This is a genomic window from Paraburkholderia sp. BR10937 (assembly GCF_040965695.1).
GTDB lineage: Bacteria > Pseudomonadota > Gammaproteobacteria > Burkholderiales > Burkholderiaceae > Paraburkholderia.
In genome coordinates this window covers 1-2,962 of record NZ_JBFRCL010000121.1, presented here as the reverse complement: position 1 = coordinate 2,962, position 2,962 = coordinate 1, and the positions used below count along the sequence as shown (strand labels likewise).

The 2,962-nt window shown below is 63.1% G+C and carries 4 protein-coding genes; all 4 read right to left on the bottom strand.

Going from position 1 to position 2,962, the window contains the following annotated elements; genetic code table 11:
* Positions 1-483, bottom strand: a 483-nt coding sequence (locus AB4Y44_RS42095) for a plasmid pRiA4b ORF-3 family protein (RefSeq protein WP_368702780.1), incomplete at its 3' end; no start/stop codon positions are given.
* 35 nt (positions 484-518) lie between these two features.
* Complete coding sequence (locus AB4Y44_RS42090) at positions 519-2,063, bottom strand: IS66 family transposase (RefSeq protein ID WP_368685914.1); 1,545 nt, start codon at positions 2,061-2,063, stop codon at positions 519-521.
* A 51-nt stretch (positions 2,064-2,114) separates the two neighbouring features.
* Positions 2,115-2,462: an IS66 family insertion sequence element accessory protein TnpB gene (gene tnpB / locus AB4Y44_RS42085; RefSeq protein WP_080404084.1), complete on the bottom strand. Its 348-nt coding sequence runs from the start codon at positions 2,460-2,462 to the stop codon at positions 2,115-2,117.
* A complete protein-coding gene (locus AB4Y44_RS42080) occupies positions 2,459-2,890 on the bottom strand; it encodes a transposase (RefSeq protein ID WP_368702781.1) in 432 nt (143 codons plus the stop codon). The genes tnpB and AB4Y44_RS42080 overlap by 4 nt, the downstream gene beginning before the upstream one ends.
* Between the last annotated feature and the right edge of the window lie 72 nt (positions 2,891-2,962).

The window sequence follows — 2,962 nt, the reverse complement described above, 5'->3', positions numbered from 1 at the left end:
GTCGTGCTCCTCGTGCGTCGGATCGGTGATCGCTTCGAGGAAGTCGGCATATCCTGGCACTCCACCGACGTCTTCCGGTGGACACGCATTCTGTCCGTCCAGGCACAGCGGCCGGCGCATGTCTGGATCAGGCACCAGAGCCTTCTCGACCTTGATCCGATGCTGCCAGTTGTCACCGTAGTCGTAGATGTAAGTGAATGACTTCAGCCCGCCCAGCGCCTTCGCCAGCGTGACCCGTGCTTCATTGAGCATTGGCGGATCGCTCTGGAATCCGAAGTCATCCGGTTCACCATAGTTGGTTTCGCCGAAGACGAACTCGTGCAGGTGCCCGCCTTCCCAGCCCATGGCCAGTTGCAGCACGACATGCAGCTTGCCCAGCCTGATCGAGCCGGGAACGATGATTCGTCGCCAGATGGCCGGCTTGATGTACTTCAGCTCAACGCGCAGCACATAATCGGGCACTGGCGCCTTGACCAGGCGCACGGCAGGTTTGCGGGGTTGGACCATCGGATTGATTGTCAGGCGGCTTGCTGCTCGATGTGTGCAGCTGGCATCAGGCGCCACGGCAGCAACTCGTCGATGCGGTTGATGGGATGATCGGCGATGCGCTCGAACACCGTGCGCAGGTAGGCAAACGGCTCGATGCCGTTCAGGCGCGCCGTACCGATAAGGCTATAGATCACTGCCGCGCTGTGGCCACCGCCGTCGGAGCCTGCGAACAGATAATTGCGCCTGCCGAGAACGAGCGGCCTGATCGCGCGCTCCGCCGTATTGTTGTCCACCTCGACGCGCCCGTCTTCGCAATAGCGTGTGAGTGCATGCCAGTGCCCCAGCGAGTATCTGATCGCCTTCGCCAGCCCCGACTTCGCCGATACCTGTAACAGCGTGTGTTCGAACCAGGCCTTCAGTTCAGCGAGCAATGGGGCCGAGCGCAACTGACGCGCAGACAGGCGCACGGCCGGCGTCTGGCCGCGAACCTCGCGTTCAACAGCATACAGCGCCCCAATGCGACGCAATGCTTCCTCGGCAATTGGTGAGCTGTCCAGCTTGTACAGGTCGTAGAACTTGCGCCGCGCATGCGCCCAGCACCCGGCCTCGATGACCGTGCCGTCACGATACAGCGCGTCATACCCGCTGAAGGCATCTGCCTGCAGGATTCCCGTGTAGCCCGCCAGATGTTCCCGAGGTCGCTCACCTTTGCGGTCGGGTGAGTACCTGTACCAGACTGCTGGTGGCGCGCGACTCCCTGCCGGGCGGTCATCCCGCACATAGGTCCACAGGCGCGCCGTGCGTGTCTTGCCACGCCCCGGCTCCAGCACCGGCACGGGCGTGTCGTCGGTATGGATCTTGTCTGCGGCGCGCACGTAACCACCGAGTGCGTCGGACAGGGGTTGCAGCAGCGCAGCCGCTTCACGCACCCACGAAGCCAGTGTTGCCCGGTCCAGTTCGACGCCCGCGCGGCGATAGATGCCGGCCTGCCGGTATAGCGGCATATGGTCAGCGTACTTCGCGACGACGACCTGCGCGAGAAGCCCCGCACCCGCCATCCCGCGTGCTATCGGCCGCGAAGGTGCCGGCTCCTGTACTACTGCGGCACAACGCGGGCAACTCAGCTTCGGACGTATGTGACGCAATACCTTGAAGTAGCCGGGCACATAGTCGAGCACCTCCGAGACGTCTTCGCCGAGCGCGCGCATCTGTTTGCCGCATTCCGGGCATCCGCAGTTCGTCGGCGCATGAACAACCGTATCGCGAGGTAAATGGGCAGGGAAGTGCCGCGGCTTGCGGCGCAGTGGAACAAGGTTCGTTGTGGCCGACGTATCCGCAGTCGCGTCGGCATCAGGCGCCTTCTCCGGTGCGGCCATAGCCGGTTCAGGAACGGGCAGTTCACCGAGCGCGAGCTGCAGCTGGTCCATCAGTTCGGTCATGCGCTCCGATGAACGGCCATACTGCCACCGCTTCAGTCGCGAGATCTCGGCCAACAACTGCGCGATGGTCTCGTCGCGCGAGGCAACGATGCGCTTGAGAGCGGTGATGTCATCGGGCAGATGGCTGGCTGGCATGCATGCCAGTGTAAATGAAGCCCACGCGCTTGTGGGTTCCCGCACCCTGCGTTATGCCGCGTGCGTCGGCTGCCACGTGCGCTCCGGATGCCGCCAGTCAATTCCCTCGAGCAGCATCGACAGTTGGGCGGCAGATAGATGGACCGTTCCTGAATCTGCCTGCGGCCACACGAAGCGTCCGCGCTCAAGTCGTTTCGCGTACAGGTTCATGCCGTCGCCGCTCCACCATAAAATCTTGATAAGGTCACCGCGACGCCCGCGAAACAGGAAGATGTGCCCCGAGAAGGGATCACGTCCGAGTGCTGACTGCACCAGTGCGGCAAGTCCATCCATGCCACGGCGCATATCGGTAACGCCCGCTGCCAGCCATACGCGGGTACCGCTGGGCGGCGCAATCATGCTGGCATCAGGCAGCGCAGCACGAGGCGCAACTGCACCGGATCGACCCTACCCGTGACGTGCACACGGGCTCCGTTCAGTTCGATCTCAATACCCGACGCTGCCGGTACGCTCTCGCGATGTGGCTCGACAGGCTGTAGCGCGAGCGACGCCGGTTCTGCGGTCTCGCCGGTCGGTGCATTAGGTAGCGCTACGGGCAGCAACACCGCTGTGCTGTGCGCCACCGCTTCAAACAGGCCCGCCCGCAGTTGCCGGCGCCACTTGAACACCATATTGGGGTTCAGTCCGTGCGCCTGCGCGAGCTTAGCCACCGAAATACCTGGCTCGCACGCCGCGACGGCAACTTGCCGTCGGTACTCCGGCGTGTAGTTCGGTCGGCCCTTGCGGTTCGATGGTCGCGCATTCCGTGTGTCCAAAGTAGTCCCCACCACTTGAAGTAACGGACATCACTTTGGACACCGGCTTCAACTCTGTCCATGCGGCCACGAAATGACGCTTAC

Excerpts from the sequence above, each read along its gene's own strand:
- tnpB (WP_080404084.1), bottom strand. The coding sequence starts at position 2,462 with ATGATTGCGCCGCCCAGCGGTACCCGCGTATGGCTGGCAGCGGGCGTT.
- AB4Y44_RS42090 (WP_368685914.1), bottom strand. The coding sequence starts at position 2,063 with ATGCCAGCCAGCCATCTGCCCGATGACATCACCGCTCTCAAGCGCATC.